Raw genomic sequence first — 17,286 nt, forward strand, 5'->3', positions numbered from 1 at the left:
CGCAGCCGGAGCCGTTGCGGAGTGGTTGACCCGAGTCGTTCCAGCAGTCGTCCTGAAGCCGTTTCCCGAGTCGTTTCCCGAGTCGTTTCCGAAGGAGGACATCATGGCGCCCGTCGCCCGTCTCCGTTCCGTCGTGCTCGACTGCCCCGATCCGCACGCGCTGGCCGCCTTCTACGCGGCGGTGGCGGGGGGCACCCCGCAGGCCCAGGACGACGACTGGGTCGTGCTGTACGTCCCGGACGGGCCGCGGCTGGCCTTCCAGCGGGCGGAGGGGCACACCCCGCCGGAGTGGCCGCGCGCGGACCGCAACGGCCAGCAGTTCCACCTGGACTTCGACGCGGGCAGCACCTGGGCGGAGATCGACGCGGCCCACGAGCGGGTGCTGGCGCTCGGCGCCCGCCCGCTGGACGTGGCTGACCGGGAGAAGAAGGACTTCCAGGTGTACGCGGACCCGGCCGGGCACCCGTTCTGCCTGTGCCGGATCGAGTGATCACGCTCAGGACCCAGCCGGCGCCGACAACGCTCGTCGGCGATACACCTACGGCGTGTCCAGCTCGGTGATCTTCGCGGTGGACGCCTCCCGGCGGTGTTGCGCGGCCCGGGCCGTGGAGTCCGCGCTGCGCAGTACCCGCTGCACGTTGCCCCAGGTCAGCAGGGACAGCTGGGTCTCGGACCAGCCGCGCCTCAGCAGTTCGGCGATCAGGTGGGGGTAGCGGGAGGTGTCGGCGAGGTCGTGGGGATGGGCGGCGCCGGAGTCGTAGGTGCCGGACAGGCCGACGCACTCGGGGCCGGCGACGTCCCGGACGTGGTCGAGGTGGTCGGCGACGTCGCGGACGGTCGGGCCGGTCTGCTCGGCGGTCAGCGGCACCATGCACAGGCCCCCGGCCCCGCCGAGCGCGGTGAGCAGGTCGTCGGGCAGGTTGGCGGGGTGCGGGCGCAGGGCGCGGGCTGCGGAGCGGGTGCACAGCACCGGGGTCCTGGACAGGGCGAGGGTCCGTTGCACGGTGGCCGGGGAGGCGCCGGAGACATCGGCGAGCACGCCGAGCCGGTTCATCTCGCGCACCACCTCCTCGCCGAACCGGGTCAGCCCGGGCCGGTCCGTCCAGGCCGTGCCCGCGAGGCTGAGCACGCGCAGGCCCAGGGCACGCAGGACGCGCAGGACGCCGAGGGAGTCGCCGAGCGCGGTGCCGTGCGCGGGGCCCGGTACGACCGCGACCCGGCCGCAGTTGCGGGCGTCGATGATCTGGCCGGCGGTGTGGGCCAGGCGCAGTCCCTCGGGGTGGCTCTCGACGACCGCGCGCACCTGGTCGAGCTGTTCCAGGGTCGCCGCCACGACGCGTTCGCCGCCCGGGCCCTCGGGCAGGTGCAGCGACCAGAACAGCGCGCCGACGTGGCCCTCGCGCATCCGCGGCACGTCCGTGTCGATCGCGGCCTCGCCCAGTTCGAGGTCGTAGCGGGGCAGATGGCGCAGCGCCCAGGGCAGGCCGCTGTAGCCGTCCGCGACCGGGTGGGCGGCGAGGAGGGCGTGTGCCCGCTCCAGCGTCTCCCCGGCCGGCGCGTGCCCGTCGGGGAAGGGGTCGTCCGGCAGGCCGTCCTCCCCGCCGACCTCGGCGGTGGTGGGGACGTCGTCCTGGAGGTCGGCCATGGCGGGCTCCGTACGTCGTGGGCTACGTCGGTCGTGAGCTACGTCGTGATGTGGCTGGCGTACCGCCCACGGTCGCACGGGGAGGAGGAACGCTTCCTGGTGAGCGGGGCGTTCGGGGGTACGCCCGTCAGGTCTCGCGGGCGGTGCGGATGACCTCGTCCAGGGTCTCCCGGGAGCGCCGGAGGTCGGCGATCACGCGGTCGATGCGGTCGCGTTCGGCGGTGAGGTCGCCGACCAGCCGCGGGGTGGCGATCGCGGAGGGGCCGCCGTCCCGGTCGCGCATGCAGGGCAGCAGCTGCCGGATCTTCTCGCTGTTCAGGCCGGCCGCGTACAGCTCCTGGACGCGGATGACGCGGTCGACGGCCGCGTCCGGGTAGTCGCGGTGGCCGCCGGGCGTGCGGTCGCTGCTCAGCAGCCCCCGGGTCTCGTAGTACCGCAGCGAGCGTTCGCTCACGCCGGTGCGCCGGGCCAGTTCGCCGATTCTCATGCCGGTACCTCCGGGCTTGAACCTGACATCAGTGTCAGGTTCTACCGTGCCGGCATGACGCAGACAACGGACTTCCTGGCCCCGGCCCGGCTCGGCCGGCTGACGCTCCCGAACCGCCTGGTCATGGCGCCGCTGACCCGCAACCGGGCGGAGCCGGACGGCACCCCGGCCCCGCTCATGGTCACCCACTACGCGGAGCGCGCCGCCGCCGGACTGATCGTCGCCGAGGGCTCGACGCCGAACCCGGCCGGGCAGACCTACCCGGACATCACCGCGATCCACACCGACCGGCACACGGCCGGCTGGCGGCGGGTCACCGACGCGGTGCGGGCGGCCGGCGGGCGGATGTTCCTCCAGCTCCAGCACGGCGGCCGGGTCAGCCACCCGGAGACCACCGGGCTCACCCCGGTCGCGCCCTCGCCCGTCCCGCTGCCGGAGACGATCTTCACGCCGGGCGGGCACCGGCCGGCCGCCGTGCCCCGTGAGATGACGGCGGACGACATCCGCGCCACGATCGCCGACTTCGCCGCCGCCGCGCGCCGGGCCGTCGAGGCGGGTTTCGAGGGCGTGGAGGTGCACTCGGCCAACGGGATGCTGCTGCACCAGTTCCTCGCGGACAACACCAACCTCCGCGCGGACGGCTACGGCGGCTCCGTCCAGCGGCGGGTGCGGTTCGCGGTGGAGGTGACCGAGGCGGTGGCCGACGCGATCGGCGCGGACCGGGTGGGCATCCGCGTCTCCCCCGCGAGCACCGTCAACGGCGTCCGGGAGGACGACACCGACGCCCTGTACGACGCGCTCCTCGCCCGTCTGAAGGGGCTGGGCCTGGCCTATCTGAGCCTGGTGCGCTCCGATCCGGGGGCCGGCTGGTACCGGCGGATCCGCGCCGGCTGGCCCGGCCTCCTGATCGGCAACCCGGACCTGGCCGACCTGTCGGGCGAGGCCGTCACCCGGGCCGCCCGGGAGATGCTGGCGGCCGGCGCCGACCTGGTGGCACTCGGCCGGCCGTTCCTCGCCAACCCGGACCTGGTCGAGCGGCTGCGCGCCGGCGCGCCGCTCAACCCGGTCCGGGACCGGTACTTCATGTACGTGGGCGGGGCGGAGGGCTACAACGACTACCCCACCCTGGACCGTCAGCCGTCGAGCGAGTCGATGGTGGCGAGGGACGGCGCCCGGGTGGCCTGAAGGTCACGGGCCACGTCCTCCGCGGCGCCCAGCACGCGGACCGAGTTCTGCCAGGTCAGCTTGGCCAGGTCGGCCTTGGACCAGCCCCGGTCGAGCAGCTCGGCGAGCAGGTTCGGGTAGCCGGAGACGTCGCTGAGACCCTCCGGGGTGAACGCGGTGCCGTCGTAGTCGCCGCCGATGCCCAGGTGGTCGACGCCGGCCACCTCGCGCATGTGGTCGAGGTGGTCCGCCACCGTCGACACCGTGGCGACGGGACGCGGGGAGCGCTCCTCGAAGGCACGGTGCAGCCTCATCGCCTCCGGGCCGGTGTCCAGGTGGTGGAGGCCGTGGGCGCGCAGGTTCTCGTCGGCCGCGGCCGTCCAGTCGACGGCCGCCTGGAGGACGAACTTCGGCACGAACGTCACCATGGCCACACCGCCGTTGGCGGGCAGCCGCTCCAGGACGTCGTCGGGGATGTTGCGCGGGTGGTCGCAGACGGCGCGGGCGGAGGAGTGCGAGAAGATCACCGGTGCGCAGGCCGTCTCCAGCGCGTCGCGCATGGTCGTCGCCGCGACGTGCGAGAGGTCGACCAGCATGCCGAGCCGGTTCATCTCCCGGACGACCTCACGGCCGAACGCCGTGAGGCCGCCGGCCCTCGGCTCGTCGGTCGCGGAGTCCGCCCAGTCGACGTTGGAGTTGTGGGTGAGCGTCATGTAGCGCACGCCGAGCGCGTGCAGGCCGCGCAGGGTGCCCAGCGAGTTGGCTATGGAGTGGCCGCCCTCGGCGCCCATCAGGGAGGCGATACGGCCGTCCCGGCGTGCCCGGCTCATGTCCGCGGCGGTCAGCGCGGGCGCCAGGTCCGCCGGGTAGCGGGCGAGCAGCTGCCGGACGCAGTCGATCTGCTCCAGCGTCGCCGCCACCGGCTCGGGCTGCTCGGCGGGCACGTACACCGACCAGTACTGCGCGCCGACGCCGCCCTCGCGCAGCCTCGGCAGGTCGGTGTGCAGGTGGGCGCCCTGATGGGCGGCGATGTCGAGCTTGTCCAGGTCGTAGCCGGCCGTCTGGCGCAGCGCCCACGGCAGGTCGTTGTGGCCGTCGACGACCGGGAACTCGCGCAGCAGTTCCCGGGCCTGGGCCAGGGAGGTCACCGCGGTCACTTCCCGAAGCCGAAGCCGCTCGCGCCCTCGACCTTGGCGCGCAGCCGCTTGCCCTTCTCGGTGGCCTGGTCGTTGAGGTCCTGCTGGAAGTCGCGCATCCGGTGCAGCAGGTCCTCGTCGTGCGCGGCGAGCATCCGGGCCGCGAGCAGACCGGCGTTGCGGGCACCGGCGACGGAGACCGTGGCGACCGGGACACCGGCCGGCATCTGCACGATGGACAGCAGCGAGTCCATGCCGTCCAGGTACTTCAGCGGCACCGGCACGCCGATGACGGGCAGCGGGGTGACGGAGGCGAGCATGCCGGGCAGATGGGCGGCACCGCCCGCACCGGCGATGATCGCCTTCAGGCCGCGGTCGGCGGCCTGCTCCCCGTACGTGATCATCTCGCGGGGCATGCGGTGCGCGGAGACGACGTCGACCTCGTAGGCGATCTCGAACTCGTCCAGGGCCTTGGCGGCGGCTTCCATGACGGGCCAGTCGGAGTCCGACCCCATGACGATGCCAACAACGGGGCTCATTCGGTGATCGTGCCTCTCAGGTAGCCGGCTGCGTGACGGGCGCGCTCCAGCACGTCGTCCAGGTCGTCGCCGTAGGTGTTGACGTGTCCGACCTTACGGCCGGGCTTCACGTCCTTGCCGTACATGTGGATCTTCAGCTTGGGGTCGCGGGCCATGCAGTGCAGGTACGCCCCGTACATGTCCGGGTAGTCGCCGCCCAGGACGTTGACCATGACCGTCCACGGCGCGCGGGGCCGCGGGTCACCGAGCGGGAGGTCGAGGACCGCGCGGACGTGGTTGGCGAACTGCGAGGTGACGGCGCCGTCCATGGTCCAGTGGCCGGAGTTGTGCGGGCGCATCGCCAGCTCGTTGACCAGGACGCGGCCGTCGCGGGTCTGGAACAGCTCCACGGCGAGGTGCCCGACGACGCCCAGCTCCTTGGCGATGGTCAGCGCCAGCTGCTCGGCGTGCAGGGCCAGGGCCTCGTCCAGGTCCGGCGCGGGGGCTATGACGGTGTCGCAGACGCCGCCGACCTGCTGCGACTCCACCACCGGGTAGGCGACGGCCTGGCCGTGCGGGGAGCGTACGACGTTGGCGGCCAGCTCGCGGACGTAGTCGACCTTCTCCTCGGCGAGGACCGGCACACCCGCCCGGAACGGCGCGGCGGCCTCCTCGGCGGAGCCGACGACCCACACGCCCTTGCCGTCGTAACCGCCGCGGACGGTCTTGAGGACGACCGGGAAGCCGTCGCCCTCCGCCGCGAAGGCCGCGACGTCCGCGGGATCGCGCACGATCCGGTGCCGCGGGCACGGGATGCCGATCGCGTCGAGCCGCGCGCGCATCACGCCCTTGTCCTGGGCGTGCACCAGCGCGTCCGGCCCGGGGCGGACGGGGATGCCGTCCGCCTCCAGGGCACGCAGATGCTCGGTGGGCACGTGTTCGTGATCGAAGGTGATCACGTCACAGCCGCGCGCGAACTCGCGCAGCGTGTCCAGGTCGCGGTAGTCGCCGATGACGACATCACCGACGACCTGCGCCGCGGAATCCTGAGGAGTGTCACTGAGAAGCTTGAACCTGATGCCCAACGGGATGCCCGCCTCGTGCGTCATACGCGCGAGCTGCCCCCCGCCGACCATGCCGACTACCGGGAACGTCACACCCCTAGCGTATCGGCCACGGCGGGGCGGCCGGATACCGTCCCGCTCCCGATCTCTTACCCAGCGCTTTCCCGACTCTTTCCGACCTGTTTCCGGGACGTGGTCCGGCCCACGGGCATCGGCGCCCCCGCCCGGATAGCATGGCGGCGTTGACGGAATCTACCGACGGGAGCTGCACAGCCATGGAACCTCGTTCCTCGGGGCTGCAACGGCTCGTACGCGAGGTGGCCAAGTTCGGGGCCGTCGGCGGCGCGGGCGTCCTCGTCAACCTCGCCGTCTTCAACCTGGTCCGGCACGTCTCCGGGCTGCCGGTGGTGCGGGCCGGCGTCATCGCGACCGTCGTGGCGATCGTCTTCAACTACGTGGGCTTCCGCTACTGGACGTACCGGGACCGCGACAAGCACGGCCGCACCAAGGAACTCACGCTGTTCCTGCTGTTCAGCGCGATCGGCCTGGTGATCGAGAACGGCCTGCTGTACGTGGCGACCTACGGCTTCGGCTGGGACAGCCCGCTCCAGAGCAACGTCTTCAAGTTCGTCGGCATCGGCGTCGCGACCCTGTTCCGGTTCTGGTCGTACCGCACCTGGGTGTTCCGGGCGCTGCCGTCCCGCGAGGCGGAGTCGATCATCGCGGCCGAGGCGCACCCCGCGCCGCACCCTTCCGAGCCGCAGCAGCGCGTCCGCTGACGGAAGCACCCGCGGCGCGTGCTGTGACGGGCGCGGCGCGTTTGACGGGAGCGCTCAGCGCACCGTCGGGCGGTCCTCGTCCGGGGTGCGGGCCGGGGGCGTGCGGGACAGGAACAGGCCGAAGACGGGGGGCTGCGCCTGGAGCAGCTCCAGCCGGCCGCCGTCGGCCTCCGCGAGGTCCCGGGCGACGGCCAGGCCGATGCCCGTGGAGTTCCGCCCGCTGATCGTGCGCTCGAAGATCCGCGCGCCGAGGTCGGCCGGGACGCCGGGACCCTCGTCGGTGACCTCGATCACGGCCTGGTTGCCGGTGACCCGGGTGCGCAGGGCGACGGTCCCGCCGCCGTGCATCAGGGAGTTCTCGATCAGCGCGGCCAGCACCTGGGCGACCGCGCCCGGGGTGCCCACCGCCTGGAGATGCCGTTTGCCGGAGCTGACGACCGCCCGGCCGGCGCTGCGGTAGGCGGGCCGCCACTCGGCGAGCTGCTGCTGGATGACCTCGTCGAGGTCGAAGGTGACGGCGGAGCCGGTCCGCGGGTCGCGGGAGTTGGTCAGCAGCCGCTGGACGACGTCCGTCAGCCGCTCCACCTGCGTCAGCGCGATGGTCGCCTCCTCCTTCACCGTGTCCGGGTCGTCGGTGAGGGTGATCTCCTCCAGCCGCATGGACAGGGCGGTCAGCGGCGTACGGAGCTGGTGGGAGGCGTCGGCGGCCAGGCGTCGCTCGGCGGTCAGCATGCGCCCGATCCGCTCGGCGGAGGAGTCCAGGACATCGGCGACCCGGTCCAGCTCGGGGACGCCGTAACGCTTGTGCCGGGGGCGCGGGTCGCCGGAGCCGAGGCGCTCGGCGGTCTCGGCGAGGTCGGTCAGCGGGGAGGCGAGCCGGCTGGCCTGGCGCACGGCGAGGAGCACGGCGGCGACCACGGCGAGCAGCGCCACCAGGCCGATGATCAGCAGGGTGCGGCCGACCTCGCGGGTCACCGCTGAGCGCGGCTCCTCGACGGTGACGGTCTCGCCCTCCTCGCCCGTCTGGCGGGCCCGGATGACCTCACCCTCCGGCGGGCTGCCGATCTCGATGGGCGGCCGGCCGGGCATGCGGATCACCGCGTACTGCTCCTTGCTGACCGGATTGCGCAGCACGTCCGCGTTGACGTTCTCGGCGGCGAGTATCCGGCTGTCGACGATGCTGGCCAGCCGCACCGCCTCGGAGTACACCCGCTCCTGGGCGCTGTTGCTGATCGTCCGCGTCTCCACGATCACCAGGGAGACACCGAAGACGGCGATCACCACCAGGACGACGGCGAGGGTGGACTGGATGAGACGTCGGCGCATGGTCGGTCACCTGTGCTGTCGCTGTCGCTGGTCCGGGCTCAGCTCTTCTCGAAGCGGAAGCCCACGCCGCGGACCGTCGCGATGTACCTCGGGTTCGCCGCGTCGTCGCCGAGCTTCTTGCGCAGCCAGGAGATGTGCATGTCGAGGGTCTTGGTCGAGGACCACCAGGTGGTGTCCCACACCTCGCGCATCAGCTGATCCCGGGTCACGACCCGCCCGGCGTCCCGCACCAGCACCCGCAGCAGGTCGAACTCCTTGGCGGTGAGCTGGAGTTCCTCGTCGCCCATCCAGGCCCGGTGCGACTCGACGTCGATACGCACCCCGTGCGTGGCCGGCGGCTGCTGCGGCTCGGCGGCGCCGCGCCGCAGCAGGGCCCGGACCCGGGCGAGCAGTTCGGCGAGGCGGAAGGGCTTGGTGACGTAGTCGTCGGCGCCCGCGTCCAGGCCGACGACGGTGTCCACCTCGTCGGCCCGCGCGGTCAGGATGAGGATCGGCACGGTGTGGCCGTCGGCACGCAGCCGGCGGGCGACCTCCAGACCGTCCATGCCGGGCAGGCCCAGGTCCAGCACGACCAGGTCGACACCGCCCTGCATTCCGGCGTCGAGCGCGGCGGGTCCGTCCTCGCGCACCTCGACCTCGTAACCTTCCCGGCGCAGGGCGCGGGCCAGCGGCTCCGAGATGGACGCGTCGTCCTCGGCGAGCAGTACACGGGTCATGAGGTGATGGTAGACCGCTCGCGGAGGGTGCCGGGGCGTGATCGCTTCCCGGGCTTCTTACCTTCGCGGGCCACTGGTACGAACCATTGACCTGGGGATGGGATCGTAGAAGGGACCTTCGAATTCCCTCGTGCGGTTCCCATGACACCTGTGATCCGCGTCTCAAGTCCTTCCATATCCGGCGGTGTCCTGCCGTATGGTGACCTGAACGCCTGTAGTACACCGGGGGCCTTTGGCGGGCAGTGACGCTGAAGGTCTCTTTTGTGTGCGGGCTGATGAAGATCAGCCCCGAAAGGAACGACCTCTGGCCGGGCTCCGGACGCAGTGACGCGTCGGGGCGTGGATCCCGGTGGTCGCCGCCCACCGCTCCGCGATCCGGAACGGACTCCCCCTGGGCGTGGGGGTGGGCGGCCGACCCCGCCGGTGCCGGCCGCACCCCCACCGGGCGCGCACGCTCGACCGCGCGTCCCGACCAGCAAGGAACGACCATGGCGTCCAGCCTGACGAAGGACTCGGTCCGCCCGGGCACCCCCGGGTCCGAGAAGACCTTCTTCGGCCACCCCCGCGGACTGGCCACTCTCTTCATGACCGAGATGTGGGAGCGTTTCTCCTACTACGGCATGAGGGCCCTGCTCCCGCTGTACCTGGTGGCCCCGGGCGGCCTGCACATGAACGCGGGCACGGCGACCGCGATCTACTCCGTGTACGTGTCGCTCGTCTACCTGCTCGCCCTGCCCGGCGGCTGGTTCGCCGACCGGGTGCTCGGCCCCCGCAAGACGGTAGCCGTCGCCGGTCTCGTCATCATGCTCGGCCACCTGTGCCTGGCGCTGCCCGCCGCCGCCAGCTTCTTCGTCGGCCTGGGTCTCGTCGCCATCGGCTCCGGCCTGCTGAAGGCCAACATCTCCACGATGGTCGGCCACCTGTACAAGGGCCCGGACGACCCGCGCCGGGACGCCGGCTTCACGCTGTTCTACATCGGCATCAACCTCGGCGCCTTCGTCGCGCCGCTGGTCATCGGCACCGTCGGCGAGAACGTCAACTGGCACCTGGGCTTTGCGCTGGCCGCCCTGGGCATGGCGCTGGGCCTCGTCCAGTACCTGCTCGGCGGGCGTCACCTCGACCCGCGCAGCAGCGAGGTCCCCACCCCGCTGTCGGCCGCGGAGAAGACCGCCACCCTGCGCAAGGGCCTGATCTGGCTGGCCGTCGCCGCCGTCTTCTACGGCGCCGTGAGCTTCTCCGGCCACTTCACCCTGAACTGGGCGCTGATCCCGCTCACCCTGATCGGCCTGATCGTGCCGATCCTCGTCATCACCCGGATCCTGCGCGACAAGGACCTGGAGCCGGCGGAGCGCTCGAAGGTGTCGGCGTACATCTGGTTCTTCGTGGCCGCCGCCGTCTTCTGGATGATCTACGACCAGGGCGGCTCGACGATGTCGATCTTCGCCTCGGACTCGGCCAAGAACTCCGTCCTCGGCTGGACGTTCCCGGTCTCCTGGTACCAGTCGGTCAACCCGGTCATGATCATGGCCCTGGCGCCCGTCTTCGCCTGGCTGTGGCTGTGGCTGAACCGGCGCGGCAAGGAGCCCAGCACGATCGTGAAGTTCTCCTCCGGCCTGGTGCTGGTGGGCGCGTCCTTCTTCCTCTTCCTCGCCCCGCTGTCGATCGCCCAGGGCGGTCACAAGGCCGCGGCGCTGTGGCTGGTCGCGATCTACTTCGTGCAGACCGTCGGTGAGCTGACGCTGTCGCCGGTGGGTCTGTCGGTGACGACGAAGATGGCGCCGAAGAAGTACGCCTCGCAGATGATGGGCGTCTGGTTCCTCGCGGTCACCGCGGGCGACTCGATCACCGCGCTGCTGTCCAACCCGGCCGTCGGTGGCGTCAACCTCGACAAGATGGGCTTCGTCGCCCTGGAGGCCGTGCTCGCCGTGATCGCCGGTTTCGCGGTGTGGATGTACCGCAACAAGGTCAAGAAGCTCATGGGCAACGTGAACTGACGACCACTGGACACGCTCGGAGGGCCGCCGCATCCCGGGATGCGGCGGCCCTCCGGGCGTTCACGGGAGGGGGGAGGCGGCCTGCCGGGCAACTCGCAGGCATGACGACCTGCGGCGGCTTCGGGGGGCTGCGGCGACTGAGGGTGCCTGCGGCGGCTTTGGGGGGCTGCGGCGGCTTCGGGGCCTCCGGCGGCTTTGGGGGCTGCGGCGGCTTTGGGGGCTGCGGCGGCTCTTGGGGCCTCCGGCGACTGAGGGTGCCTGCGGCGGCTTCGGGGGGCTGCGGCGACTGAGGGTGCCTGCGGCGGATTCGGGGGGCTGCGGCGGCTTTGGGGCCTCCGGCGGCTTTGGGGGCTGCGGCGGCTCTTGGGGCCTCCGGCGACTGAGGGTGCCTGCGGCGGCTTCGGGGCCTGCGGGGTTCGGCGGGACTCCGGAGGGGCGGGGCGGGGAGTGCGGCGCTCTTTGCGGGGGCGCGGGGTGCGGGGGTGTGGGGTTCGGTGAGGCTCCAGGGCCGGAGGCCGGGAGCGCGGCGCTCTTTGCGGGGGCGCGGGGTGCGGGGGCCTGTGGGTGCCTTGAGGCGCGGCGGACCTGCCAGGGGGGTTCCCGGGGGCGGGGCCAGCCTGCGGGTGCCGGCCGGCGGGCGGTGGGCTGCGAGGTGCGGTGACCTGCGGGACGCGGCAGCCCTCCAGGAAGTTCGAGGGGGGCAGCAGCCTGCGGGTGCCGGCCGGCGGGCGGTGGGGCTGCGGGACGCGGTGTCTGGCGGAGTGCCTCCGGGTGCGGTGACCTGCGGGGCCGACGGCGCGCGGGGCCGTCGCCCGGACGCCGGGCGGCGAAGGCCCGTAGGGCTGCGGCTCAGCGCGTCCCGCGCCTAGGCAGGTGTCTGGGCAGCGCGCCGCCCGTCAGGGGCGCCGTGGCCACCGTCCGCGTGCCGTGGTCGCCGGCACGGGGCCCGGTGAGGCCGCCGGAGTCGCTGTCACCGCTGACCACACGGCCCCGCCCGGCTGTCCAGGGCGTCAGGCGTCTGTCCGGGCCGCCGGCACGTCAGGGGCGTATCAGGCGCCCCCACCGCCCGGCCGTCCGGAGACAGGGCTGCCGTCCTCACCGGCGGGCACGTCGTAGCCGTACCGCGTGTCCTGATCCGTCCGTCTGCCTGGCGACAGGAGCCGCGGGCCGCACAGGCCGCGGAACTGCACGGGGCCGGGATGCCGGCGTGCTGCCCACGGGTTTCCGTCCCTGCCGGCAGGCACGTCGTAGCCGTACCGCGCGTTCCGGTCGTCGGTCCGACCGGGATGATGACGGGGCGGGGGGAACGCTGGGCTTCGGTGACGGACGGTCGGGCGGCGCTCGCGCGCCGCCTCGCGGCAACGGTCAGGCGGGCGCGCCCATTTCCGCCCAGACGGTCTTGCCGGGGCGCCCGGCGGTGCGGACCACGCCCCAGTCGAGGCACAGCCGCTCCACGATGAACATGCCGTGCCCGCCGGGGCGGCCGGCGCGGTGCGGGGTGCGCGGGGCCGGCTGGCCCGCGCCCTGGTCCGAGACCTCGACCCGGATCACCTTGTTGTCGCAGGAGAGGAACAGCTCGTCGGGGCCCTCGGCGTGCAGGCAGGCGTTGGTGACCAGTTCGGAGACGACGAGCAGGACGTCCTCGGCGGCGGCCCGCTGGTCCGCGGAGTCGGCGGGCAGCCAGCCCCACGCGTACAGCGCCTGGCGGGTGAAGTCACGGGCGAGGGGGACGACCCCGCTCTCGCCTTCCAGACGGAGTCTGCGGAGCTGCGGGCTCCGCTCCTGCGGTGTGCCGCCGGACGAGCCGGTCGGCACGGACGGCGCGGCTGCCCCCGTGGCTGCGCCGACGGCCGGCGCAACCCCCTCGGACGCCCCGGAAGCGCCGCTGGGCTCCGGGCCGCGGTCGCCCGGCGAGTAAGGCCGGGTGGTGCTCATCAGCGCTTCACCTCACCGATTCACCAGTTCATGATCCTGAAAGTGCGGTCAAAGGTCCGGCACCACCGGTGCCGGGTCGTACGTCGTCCGGCCGTCGCCCGCGCGTCGTCCGTGCGGGGTCCTGTGACCACCGGTCCGCCGAGGCAGGTTCCGTCCAGGCCGTTCGCCGGGCCCGGCGGGGTCCGGCGGCCGTCCGGTCGCCTCCTGGTTCTTCTGCCCTCTCCTGCCCGACCGATCCGGCGGAACACCCCTGTGTTCGGCGTGACGCGTGCAACGCCCCGAAAGTGGCCGACGGCGGGCGCGCGGAAGGGCCGCGCGGGGCGGCGGGTCAGTCGGCACCGTCGGCCAGGGCCGCCTCCAGCGAGTCATGGACGGTGAAGACCGCCTCGGCCCCGGTGATCTCGAACACGCGGGCGACCACTGGCTGCATTCCGGCGAGATGGACACCGCCTCCGGCGGCCTCCGCCTTCAGCCGCGCGCCGAGCAGGACGTTCAGGCCCGTGGAGTCGCAGAACTCCAGGCGTGAGCAGTCCACCACGAGCCGCGCGAAGCCCTTGGCCAGAAGGTCGTCGAGGGGCTCCCGCAAAAGATCGGCGGTGTGGTGGTCCAGCTCTCCGGCCGGTGTCACTACGGCGCTGGAGCCCTCTTCCCGCACCTCCACCAGAAGCCGGCCCGACTGTGCGCTGCCGACCGTCCCGTGGTCCATGCCGTCTCTCTCCCGAGGTCGTGGCTGCTGATGCCCTCGAACATTACGCCTTCCCCGCGCACTCCGACACCCGAACAACCGCGCACAAACGGACATATCACAACACATTGCACTTGCGACTCGCTCGGTACAGCGGGTAGGGCTAGTAAGGACACAGATCCCTACAGGCCGGCTTCGGAGGCGCCGCACACGGTAGTGCACGCACTGGCTTCGGCAGCCTTATGCCGAGAACGATGGAGGACACCCATGTCACCCCGGCTCGACGCATCGCATACCCCCATAGCGACGTCGACACCCCCACCGGAACAACTGGATCATCCCATCGGCGCCCTCGACCTCCCCGAGGGACTCCCGGAGATCCCCCCGTACGACGAGATCGGCCCGGTCGACGCGCGGGCGCTGTCCAAGACCCTCTTCGAGCGCCTGGAGTCGCTGGAGGAAGGGACGCACGAGCACGCGTACGTCCGCAACACGCTCGTCGAGCTGAACCTCGCGCTCGTGAAGTTCGCCGCCTCCCGCTTCCGCTCCCGCAGCGAGCCGATGGAGGACATCGTCCAGGTCGGCACCATCGGCCTGATCAAGGCGATCGACCGCTTCGAACTCGCCCGCGGTGTGGAATTCCCCACATTCGCGATGCCGACCATCATCGGTGAGATCAAACGCTTCTTCCGGGACACCTCGTGGTCCGTGCGTGTCCCGCGCCGGCTCCAGGAGCTGCGGCTGGACCTCGCCAAGGCCGGGGACGAGCTGGCGCAGAAGCTGGACCGCGCCCCGACGGTCGCGGAACTCGCCGAGCGGCTCGGCCTCTCCAACGAGGAGGTCGTCGAGGGCATGGCCGCCTCGAACGCCTACACGGCCTCCTCGCTGGACGCCCAGCCCGACGAGGACGAGTCCGAGGGCGCGCTCGCGGACCGCATCGGCTACGAGGACCACGGGCTCGAGGGCATCGAGTACATCGAGTCGCTCAAGCCGCTGATCGCCGGTCTGCCGTCCCGCGACCGGAGGATCCTCTCGCTGCGGTTCGTGGCGAACATGACCCAGTCGGAGATCGGCGAGGAACTCGGCATCTCCCAGATGCATGTGTCCCGGCTGCTGTCGCGCACGCTGGTCCAGCTGCGCAAGGGACTGACCGTGGAGGAGTGACCCTTTCGCGCACCGCGGGAGCGGCCCGGCCGACGCGCCGGGCCGCTCCCGCGTCCGCGGACCTCCTCCACCGGCTGAGGGGTACCCGACCGGGCAACCGTCATGCCGCCGCAGTACGCCCCGTCCGTACGCCCCCTGAGGATGCGCATGACTGTCACCGCGGCCCGTGGCGGCCGGCTCACCGATCTTCCCGTCCTGCTCGTCGCGGTGGTGTGGGGTTCCAGCTACCTGGCCGCCAAGGGCGTCACCACGGAGCGGACGGTGCTCGCCGTGCTGGTGCTGCGGTTCGCCGTGGCCGTACCGGTCCTCGTCGCCGCCGGCCGGCGGCGGCTGCGCGCGCTGAGCGCGGTCCAGCTGCGCGGTGGCGGGCTGCTGGGGCTGATCCTCGCCGGGATCTTCCTGCTGGAGACGTACGGGGTGGTGCACACCTCGGCGACGAACGCGGGCCTGATCATCAGTCTCACCATGGTGTTCACCCCGCTCGCCGAGAGCAGGGTGAGCGGCACCCGGCTGCCCGGGTCCTTCCTGGCGGCGGCCGGACTGTCGGTGCTCGGTGTCGCCCTGCTGACCCTGGGCGCGGGTTTCACCGCCCCGAACGGCGGCGACCTGCTGATGCTCGGGGCCGCCGCCGCCCGTACGGCGCACGTCCTGGCCATGTCCCGGATGAAGTCGGTGCGGGGGGCGGACGCGCTGTCGCTGACGACCGTTCAGCTGGGCGGTGCGGTCCTGGTGTTCGCCGTTCTGGTGGCGCTGCCGGGCACCGGCGCGTCGCCCTGGTCGGCGGCGGCCGGGTTCGGCGCCGGGGACTGGCTGGGGCTGCTGTACCTGTCGGTGTTCTGCACGGTGCTCGCGTTCTTCGTGCAGATGTGGGCGGTCCGGCGGTCGTCCCCGTCCCGGGTCAGCCTGCTGCTCGGCACGGAGCCGGTGTGGGCCGCGGCCGTGGGCATCGCCCTGGGCGGCGACCGGCCGGGCCCACTCGGATACCTCGGCGCCGTCCTGGTGCTCGCCGGTACGGCGTGGGGCCGCACGCCGGCGGACCGGGGACGCGAGGCCGGTACGAACCCGGACGGCATCGCCGCGGCCGGAGTCACGGCGGGCGGCGTCGCGGCGGGCGGCGTGACAGCGACCGGTGGGCAGACTCCGGTGGCAGCCGGTGGCCAGACTCCGGTGCCGGACGGTGGGCAGGCCGTGGCGGCCGATGGGCAGGCTGTGGCGGCCGGTGGCCAGGCTCCGGTGCCGGGCGGGGGCGGTGGCTGTGAAGTTACCGCGGTGGAGCCCGCCTGACCGGTCCGCGAAGGACGCCGCGCGGGCGCGCCCGGCCGGCGTCGGCCGGCGTCACAGCGGCCGGCCTCCGGTGCCGGACGGTGGGCAGGCTGTGGCGACCGGTGGCCAGGCCCCGGTGCCGGGCGGGGGCGGTGGCTGTGAAGTTGCCGCGGTGGAGCCCGCCTGACCGGTCCGCGAGGGACGCCGCGCGCTGCCGGGTGTCCGGCCGCCGGTCAGACGACGCGTACGCCCCCGCGCCAGACCCCGCTGACCAGCGGCACGCCCGGCCGATAGGCCAGGTGGACGTGGCTCGGGGCGTCCAGGAGCATCAGGTCGGCGCGGGCGCCGGGCGTGAGGCGGCCGATGTCGGTGCGGCGCAGGGCGGCGGCGCCGCCCGCCGTGGCCGACCAGACCGCCTCGTCGGGGGTCATCCCCATGTCACGGACGGCGAGGGCGATGCAGAACGGCACCGACGAGGTGAAGGAGGAGCCGGGGTTGCAGTCCGTGGAGAGGGCGACGGTGACGCCCGCGTCCAGCAGGCGGCGGGCGTCGGGCCACTGCGCGCGGGTGGAGAACTCGGCGCCCGGCAGCAGGGTGGCGACCGTACGGCCCTGGGCCAGTGCGTCGACGTCGGCGTCCGTGAGGTGGGTGCAGTGGTCGGCGCTGGCCGCGTCGAGTTCGACGGCCAGCTGGACGCCGGGGCCGTAGGTGAGCTGGTTGGCGTGGATGCGCGGGTGCAGGCCCTTGGCCCGGCCGGCCGTGAGGATCGCACGGGCCTGGTCGCCGTCGAAGGCGCCCTTCTCGCAGAACACGTCGATCCAGCGGGCGTGCGGCGCGCAGGCGTCCAGCATCTCGCCGGTGACCAGGGCGACGTAGGCCGCCGGGTCGTCGGCGTGCTCCGGGGGGACGATGTGCCCGCCGAGGTAGGTGACCTCGTCGGTGTGCCCGGCCGCGATGCGCAGGGCGCGCGACTCGTCCTCGACGGTCAGGCCGTAGCCCGACTTGGTCTCGAAGGTGGTGGTGCCCTGGCGGAGCGCCTCCGCCAGGTAGCGGGTCAGGTTCGCCTCCAGCTCCGCGTCGCTCGCGGCCCGGGTGGCGGCGACCGTGGTGCGGATGCCGCCCGCGGTGTACGAGCGGCCGGACATGCGGGCGTTGAACTCCTGCGTGCGGTCGCCCGCGAAGAGCAGGTGGGAGTGGGAGTCCACGAACCCCGGCAGTACCGCCCGGCCGCCCGCGTCGACCCGGTTGTCAGTGGCGGGTGCTTTGCTTGCTTCACCGGTCCACGCGATGCGGTCGCCGTCGATGACGACGGCCGCGTCCTGGACCGGACCGAGGGGGGAGCCTCCCAGGGAGGGGTCGTTGGTGACCAGCGTGGCGATGTTGGTGATGACGGTGCTGCTGCTCATGGTG

General features: G+C 72.8%; 15 protein-coding genes and 1 pseudogene. 6 read left to right on the forward strand and 10 right to left on the reverse strand.

Annotation, left to right across the window (positions count from 1 at the left end):
* The first annotated feature begins 103 nt into the window (after nucleotides 1-103).
* A complete protein-coding gene (locus ABZ117_RS04920) occupies nucleotides 104-490 on the forward strand; it encodes a VOC family protein (protein WP_356817452.1) in 387 nt (128 codons plus the stop codon).
* A gap of 48 nt (nucleotides 491-538) precedes the next feature.
* Here the strand turns inward: ABZ117_RS04920 and ABZ117_RS04925 are convergent, their stop codons facing one another.
* Together ABZ117_RS04925 and ABZ117_RS04930 are read right to left on the reverse strand one after the other, a co-directional pair.
* Entirely contained in the window at nucleotides 539-1,645 is a 1,107-nt protein-coding gene (locus ABZ117_RS04925) for a dipeptidase (protein ID WP_356817454.1), read from the reverse strand.
* Nucleotides 1,646-1,772: 127 nt separating this feature from the next.
* The gene (locus ABZ117_RS04930; protein ID WP_356817456.1) at nucleotides 1,773-2,132 is read right to left on the reverse strand and encodes a MerR family transcriptional regulator; all 360 of its coding nucleotides are present in this window, start codon (nucleotides 2,130-2,132) and stop codon (nucleotides 1,773-1,775) included.
* 54 nt (nucleotides 2,133-2,186) lie between these two features.
* On the opposite strand from ABZ117_RS04930, the gene ABZ117_RS04935 reads away from it, so the two are divergent.
* Nucleotides 2,187-3,317 carry an alkene reductase gene (locus ABZ117_RS04935; protein ID WP_356817458.1) on the forward strand — a complete coding sequence of 377 codons (1,131 nt, stop codon included), beginning with the start codon at nucleotides 2,187-2,189 and terminating at the stop codon, nucleotides 3,315-3,317.
* Here ABZ117_RS04935 and ABZ117_RS04940 read toward each other — a convergent pair.
* The 3 genes from ABZ117_RS04940 to ABZ117_RS04950 are packed head-to-tail and all read right to left on the reverse strand — an operon-like array spanning nucleotide 3,266 to nucleotide 6,107.
* Nucleotides 3,266-4,444: a dipeptidase gene (locus ABZ117_RS04940; protein WP_356818133.1), complete on the reverse strand. Its 1,179-nt coding sequence runs from the start codon at nucleotides 4,442-4,444 to the stop codon at nucleotides 3,266-3,268. The genes ABZ117_RS04935 and ABZ117_RS04940 overlap by 52 nt on opposite strands.
* A gap of 5 nt (nucleotides 4,445-4,449) precedes the next feature.
* Complete coding sequence (gene purE / locus ABZ117_RS04945; RefSeq protein ID WP_356817460.1) at nucleotides 4,450-4,971, reverse strand: 5-(carboxyamino)imidazole ribonucleotide mutase; 522 nt, start codon at nucleotides 4,969-4,971, stop codon at nucleotides 4,450-4,452.
* Entirely contained in the window at nucleotides 4,968-6,107 is a 1,140-nt protein-coding gene (locus tag ABZ117_RS04950) for a 5-(carboxyamino)imidazole ribonucleotide synthase (protein ID WP_356817462.1), read from the reverse strand. Before ABZ117_RS04950 ends, purE begins: the two co-directional genes overlap by 4 nt.
* 182 nt (nucleotides 6,108-6,289) lie before the next feature.
* Here ABZ117_RS04950 and ABZ117_RS04955 point away from each other — a divergent pair, with 182 nt between their 5' ends.
* On the forward strand, nucleotides 6,290-6,793 hold the full coding sequence (locus ABZ117_RS04955; RefSeq protein WP_356817464.1) for a GtrA family protein: 504 nt from the start codon (nucleotides 6,290-6,292) through the stop codon (nucleotides 6,791-6,793).
* Nucleotides 6,794-6,847: 54 nt separating this feature from the next.
* Here the strand turns inward: ABZ117_RS04955 and ABZ117_RS04960 are convergent, their stop codons facing one another.
* Both ABZ117_RS04960 and ABZ117_RS04965 read right to left on the reverse strand, forming a co-directional pair.
* Nucleotides 6,848-8,119: an ATP-binding protein gene (locus ABZ117_RS04960; RefSeq protein ID WP_356817466.1), complete on the reverse strand. Its 1,272-nt coding sequence runs from the start codon at nucleotides 8,117-8,119 to the stop codon at nucleotides 6,848-6,850.
* A 38-nt stretch (nucleotides 8,120-8,157) separates the two neighbouring features.
* Nucleotides 8,158-8,835: a response regulator transcription factor gene (locus tag ABZ117_RS04965; RefSeq protein WP_030653180.1), complete on the reverse strand. Its 678-nt coding sequence runs from the start codon at nucleotides 8,833-8,835 to the stop codon at nucleotides 8,158-8,160.
* 488 nt (nucleotides 8,836-9,323) lie between these two features.
* Between ABZ117_RS04965 and ABZ117_RS04970 the strand changes: the two genes are divergently transcribed.
* On the forward strand, nucleotides 9,324-10,829 hold the full coding sequence (locus ABZ117_RS04970; RefSeq protein ID WP_356817468.1) for an oligopeptide:H+ symporter: 1,506 nt from the start codon (nucleotides 9,324-9,326) through the stop codon (nucleotides 10,827-10,829).
* Nucleotides 10,830-12,194: 1,365 nt separating this feature from the next.
* Here ABZ117_RS04970 and ABZ117_RS04975 read toward each other — a convergent pair.
* Together ABZ117_RS04975 and ABZ117_RS04980 are read right to left on the reverse strand one after the other, a co-directional pair.
* Nucleotides 12,195-12,764 carry an ATP-binding protein gene (locus tag ABZ117_RS04975; protein WP_356817470.1) on the reverse strand — a complete coding sequence of 190 codons (570 nt, stop codon included), beginning with the start codon at nucleotides 12,762-12,764 and terminating at the stop codon, nucleotides 12,195-12,197.
* Between the two features lie 328 nt (nucleotides 12,765-13,092).
* Nucleotides 13,093-13,470 carry an STAS domain-containing protein gene (locus tag ABZ117_RS04980; protein ID WP_356817472.1) on the reverse strand — a complete coding sequence of 126 codons (378 nt, stop codon included), beginning with the start codon at nucleotides 13,468-13,470 and terminating at the stop codon, nucleotides 13,093-13,095.
* Between the two features lie 246 nt (nucleotides 13,471-13,716).
* Here ABZ117_RS04980 and ABZ117_RS04985 point away from each other — a divergent pair, with 246 nt between their 5' ends.
* Together ABZ117_RS04985 and ABZ117_RS04990 are read left to right on the forward strand one after the other, a co-directional pair.
* Entirely contained in the window at nucleotides 13,717-14,613 is an 897-nt protein-coding gene (locus tag ABZ117_RS04985; protein ID WP_356817474.1) for an RNA polymerase sigma factor SigF, read from the forward strand.
* Between the two features lie 147 nt (nucleotides 14,614-14,760).
* A pseudogene (locus ABZ117_RS04990) lies at nucleotides 14,761-15,639 on the forward strand (DMT family transporter); the annotation flags it as partial.
* 470 nt (nucleotides 15,640-16,109) lie between these two features.
* On the opposite strand, the gene hutI reads toward ABZ117_RS04990, so the two are convergent.
* Complete coding sequence (gene hutI / locus ABZ117_RS04995; RefSeq protein ID WP_356817476.1) at nucleotides 16,110-17,282, reverse strand: imidazolonepropionase; 1,173 nt, start codon at nucleotides 17,280-17,282, stop codon at nucleotides 16,110-16,112.
* Between the last annotated feature and the right edge of the window lie 4 nt (nucleotides 17,283-17,286).

The sequence above is a fragment of the Streptomyces sp. NPDC006309 genome, assembly GCF_040613095.1.
Classification (GTDB): domain Bacteria; phylum Actinomycetota; class Actinomycetes; order Streptomycetales; family Streptomycetaceae; genus Streptomyces.